General features: G+C 72.4%; 6 protein-coding genes. All 6 read right to left on the reverse strand.

Annotated elements, in window-relative coordinates:
* Positions 1 to 81: 81 nt before the first annotated feature.
* Positions 82 to 1,044 carry a glycosyltransferase gene (locus tag ACR9ZG_RS18245; protein WP_481286262.1) on the reverse strand — a complete coding sequence of 321 codons (963 nt, stop codon included), beginning with the start codon at positions 1,042 to 1,044 and terminating at the stop codon, positions 82 to 84.
* Positions 1,041 to 1,700, reverse strand: coding sequence for a hypothetical protein (locus ACR9ZG_RS18250; RefSeq protein ID WP_481286263.1), 660 nt, complete (start codon positions 1,698 to 1,700; stop codon positions 1,041 to 1,043). Before ACR9ZG_RS18250 ends, ACR9ZG_RS18245 begins: the two co-directional genes overlap by 4 nt.
* Entirely contained in the window at positions 1,693 to 2,115 is a 423-nt protein-coding gene (locus ACR9ZG_RS18255; protein WP_481286264.1) for a DUF6098 family protein, read from the reverse strand. The genes ACR9ZG_RS18250 and ACR9ZG_RS18255 overlap by 8 nt, the downstream gene beginning before the upstream one ends.
* The gene (locus ACR9ZG_RS18260; protein WP_481286265.1) at positions 2,096 to 2,581 is read right to left on the reverse strand and encodes a hypothetical protein; all 486 of its coding nucleotides are present in this window, start codon (positions 2,579 to 2,581) and stop codon (positions 2,096 to 2,098) included. The genes ACR9ZG_RS18255 and ACR9ZG_RS18260 overlap by 20 nt, the downstream gene beginning before the upstream one ends.
* A gap of 69 nt (positions 2,582 to 2,650) precedes the next feature.
* Positions 2,651 to 2,968, reverse strand: a complete 318-nt coding sequence (locus ACR9ZG_RS18265; RefSeq protein WP_481286266.1) for a DUF7882 family protein — start codon at positions 2,966 to 2,968, stop codon at positions 2,651 to 2,653.
* 127 nt (positions 2,969 to 3,095) lie between these two features.
* Positions 3,096 to 4,389, reverse strand: a 1,294-nt coding sequence (locus tag ACR9ZG_RS18270) for a 6-phospho-beta-glucosidase (RefSeq protein WP_481286267.1), incomplete at its 5' end; no start/stop codon positions are given.

Consider the following 4,389-nt stretch of genomic DNA (forward strand, 5'->3'; position numbering starts at 1 on the left):
GAGTACGCGGATACTCCGCGTACTCGACCGTTTCGGGGCGAATCCACGCGTACTCGACGGGTGCCGGGTCGGGCGGCGGCGTTACCCGACCCAGGTCGACAGGAGGGCGTCCCAGTCGGAGTGGAAGCGGGCCAGGCCGAAGCGTTCGAGCGCCCACTCGCGCGCCATCTCGCCCGATGCGCGCCCGCGCTCCGGGTCGTCGATGAAGGCGCGCACCGCGGCGTGCAGCTCGCGCACGTCCGTCGAGATCGCGCCGACGCCGGGCACGACCGCGCGGCGGGCGTCGGTCGTGTCGAGCGCGACCACCGGCATCCCCGCGGTCATCGCCTCGATCAGCGACAGCCCGAGCGAGGTCCAGCGGTTCGGGTGCACGTACACGCTGCGCCGCCCGAGCTCGGCGAACAGCTGCGGCGCGGGGAGGTCGCCCGCCGCCACCACCTGCTCCGGGCCGACGCCGAGGGCCTGCGCGAGTCCGTCGACCTGCATCCCGAACACATCGACCGGCGCGATCGCCGCGAAGCCGCCGAGCAGGTCGCTCCCGGTGACGCGCCAGCGCCGCACCGGCTCGTTGATCACGGCGGCCGACCGCGCCAGCTCGCCGGTGAAGAAGCTGCCGTAGTCCACCACCCCGTGCTCGATCACGACCGTGCGCGTCGAGCCGGTGTCCCAGAACAGGGAGTTGAAGTGCGTGACGTGCACGATGACGAGGTCGTCCCGGTCCGCGAGCGGGTGCCGGGAGGTCGGCACGTCCGCGCGGGGCGTGTTGTGCTCCACGAAGATCACCGGCACATCGACGCCCGGGCGCTTGCCGGTCAGCTGCTCCAGCCGGTCGAGCTCCTCCGGCCGCTGCGCGACCACCACGTCGAACTCGGCCTCGGCGAGCTGCTCCTCCGGCACGTCCTGCGCGCGCGGCCAGTCGCGGGCGCCCACCGCGCCCTCACCCTGGCGGTCGACGGCCAGGAGGTACGTGTGCTTCCCGCGCACGAACGCGTCCATCCACCCGCCGTGCACCTGCCAGACGAGGACGCGCAACGCCCGGCTCACAGGCGCGACCCCGTGCCGGGGTGGCCGCCGAGCTCGATCGGCCCGGTGAGCGGGGCCGGCTCGCGCACGTCGCTCTCCTCGCCGCCGGCCGCGACGCCGGCGTGCAGATGCCCGGCGACGCCGTGCCGGGCGGTGTGCGGCTCCTTCTGCTCGGTGAGCTTGCCGCAGTAGGGGCACAGGTAGCCGTCGCCGATGCGCGCCTCCCCGTCGAGCTCGTACAGCAGCGCGTCGTCCGAGCCGCGCCCTGCGAAGACGAACTCGAGGTAGGCGGGCCGATCCAGCGACGGGATGGGCACCCGCATGCGCTCGAACGGCCTCCCGTCGTCGTCCAGCGGGATCCAGAGCTTCAGATCGGGGCTCGTGCCGAAAATCGTGCCGTGCCGGTCGACCCGGCCCAGCCGGTGGTCGTCGCGCACGTGCAGCACGTGCCCCTGGCGGATCATGTCGCGCGGGAGGGCCTGGTACGTCTCCGGCATGCCGTACGCGATCGCGCCCCGGCGCAGGCGGGCGAAGCCCTCCTCGGTGTCGTCGCCCATCACGATGAACGCGGGCGCCTCCGGCCGGCGCAGCACGATGGCGGTGCCGCCGGACGGGCCGTCGGAGATGAGGATGAGGACGGCCGTCGCCTCCATCACCCCGGTCGGGGCCTCAGGCATGCGCCACCGGCATCCGCTCGGCGTCGGTCGCGCCGACGGCAGCGTCGAACCGCTCCCGCCACACGCGGTCGGCCTGGTCGAGCAGGCCGTCCGCCAGGCGGCCCACGACCTCCACCTGATCGATCAGCGGCTCGCCCTCGGCGCTGCGGCCGACGACCGTTCCGCGCAGCAACCAGGCGAAGTGCGCCTCGTCGCGGTGGAAGCGGGCGAGCTGCCGCGCGATCCATTCGGCGGCAGGGAGGGTCCACCAGCCTTCCGGGTCGAGCGGCCTGGCGGCGAGACCCGGGAGGCCGAGCCCGGTCTCCGGGTCCGAGCTGCCGACGACGAGGTCGGCCGCGTACCCCTCGGAGAACCGCACGAACAGCGGACGATCGGCGTCGAGCATCCGCTCGATCTCAGACAGCTGATAGAGCATCCGCCCCTCCTCCCACCGGCGCGGGGGCCTTCGCCACGCGGTACCGGCACTCGTTGCGCGTCTGTGCCGCCAGCTCGTACTCGTGCCACGACGCCTGGTCGAGCGACGGGATGGGCACCCGGACGCGCTCGTAGACGTCCCCCGTCTCGGTGCGCGGCACCAGGACGACCGCATCCACCGCGCCGAAGACCGAGGCGGAGCACGCGAAGCGCGCCTGCGCGAACGTGTCGTGCGACACCGCGAGCACCGCCGCCGACTCGGCGGGGAACTCGTCCCACGACACCTGACGGTACGGTTCGGGGAGTCCGTGCCCGCCCGGACCCTTCCGCAGCCGGACGAACGTGTCCTTGGCGTCGAAGATGTCGAGGCGGAGCGAGGAGGGGACCTCTCTCGCCAGCACCGCGACCGGGGTCCGCGCATGCCGGGGCAGCATCAGGAGGACCGCCGCGGCAGTGAGCACAGTCATGCAAGCAACGGTAAAGAGATGAACGATGCTCCCACAGGGATTGACCGGGAGGGGAAGTCGTGCGTGAGCTCAGCTCGGGAGGTGCAGCTCCACCTGGTCCTCGGCCATGACGACCATGCCGCCGGTGCGCTGCGACGTGTGCATCAGCGCCTCCAGCCACTGCGGGTTGATCGCGGGAGGTCGGCTGCCGCTGAACTGGAAGGCCAGCGGGACCTCGCGGCTGATCCAGAGCGAGACGCGGCCGGAGCCCTGCTCGACCGGCACATCCCAGTTGAGGAGGAAGCTCTCATGGCGCCGGAGCTTGGCGACGATCGCCAGCTTCACGTGGCTGAGCACGCGGTCGTCGAGGTCATACTCCTGACCGGCGCCGTAGACGAGTTTTCCCATGGATCACATAGTGCCCTAAGAGCCTGTGCCGCTGCTGGCCGGATTCGGGGGATTGACACGAGACGGTTCCTTCATTACGCCACCGCCGCCACGCCCGCCGACGTGGCGCCGTAGACGACGACGTCGGTCATGCGCGCTCCGCGAACTGCGGGAGGTACGCGGCGCCGGTCTCGAACAGTCCTCTCTCCAGGGCGCGGACCAGATCCCACTGGCCGACGAGGGGATGCGCGAGCAGCGCCTTCCGCACCAGGCCGCGGTCACCCGTCACCGCGGCGCGCGCGGCGAGCCGCTCGTATGCGCTCACGTGCTGGATCAGCCCGAGCAGCTCGGGCGCGACGGGCTCCTGCGGGAGGGCGGTGGCGCCGGTCGCGTCGACGCGGCACAGCGTCTCCACGACGTCGTCGTCGGCGAGTCCCGCGATCAGGCCGTCGTTGCGGACGTTGACGACGTGGTTGTCGCCCGTGCCGGCGACCAGCGAGGCGAGGAGCGCGGTCGCGGCCTCGCTGTAGAAGGCGCCGCCGCGGGCCTCCAGCTGCTCCGGCTTGGTGTCGACGGACGGGTCCGCGTACAGGGCGAGCAGCTCGCGCTCGACCTCGGCGACGACGGTCGCGCGGGGCCGGGCGGCCGCGAGCTCGGCGACCGTCGCGTCGTGCATGTAGTAGTACTTCAGGTAGTAGGAGGGGAGCACGCCCAGCTCGCGGATCAGCTCCCCCGGCACTCCCCCGCGCGGCCCGAGCTCGTCGGACCGCTCTGCGATCATCTCGGGCAGGACGTCAACGCCGTCGACCCGGATGTGGCGCACCCACGAGAGGTGGTTCAGCCCGACCGGGTCGACCTCCACCCGCGACGGCTCGACCCCGCGCTCGCGGGCGATCCAGCGCTGCACGCCGATGGCGAAGTTGCAGAGGCCGAGCGCCCGGTGGCCGTCGTCGAGCAGGGCGCGGGTGTTGATGCCGACGGGATTCGTGAAGTCGACGATCCAGGCGCCCGGGTTCGCGCGCTCGCGAGCCTCCCTGGCAATGTCGAGCACGACCGGCACCGTGCGCAGCGCCTTCGCGAGGCCGCCGGCGCCCGTGGTCTCCTGTCCGACGCAGCCGCACGCGAGCGGGAACTGCTCGTCGCGCAGCCGCGCCTCCTGCCCGCCGACGCGCAGCTGGATGAGCACCGCGTCCGCTGCGTCGATGGCGGCGGTGCGGTCGGTGGTGAGGGTGACCGGCACGTCGGCGCCCTGCCGCGCCAGCATCCGCCGCACCATGCCGCCGACGACCTCGAGCCGGGGCCCGTCCACATCCATGAGCCACAGCTCGTCGACGCGGAGGCGCTCCCGCTCGTTCCACAGCCCGGAGACCAGCTCGGGCGTGTAGGTGGATCCGGCGCCGATGACGGTGACCTTCATGGGAGGCTGTCTCTTATACACATCT

Source organism: Leifsonia sp. KNZ12-8B (genome assembly GCF_056755495.1).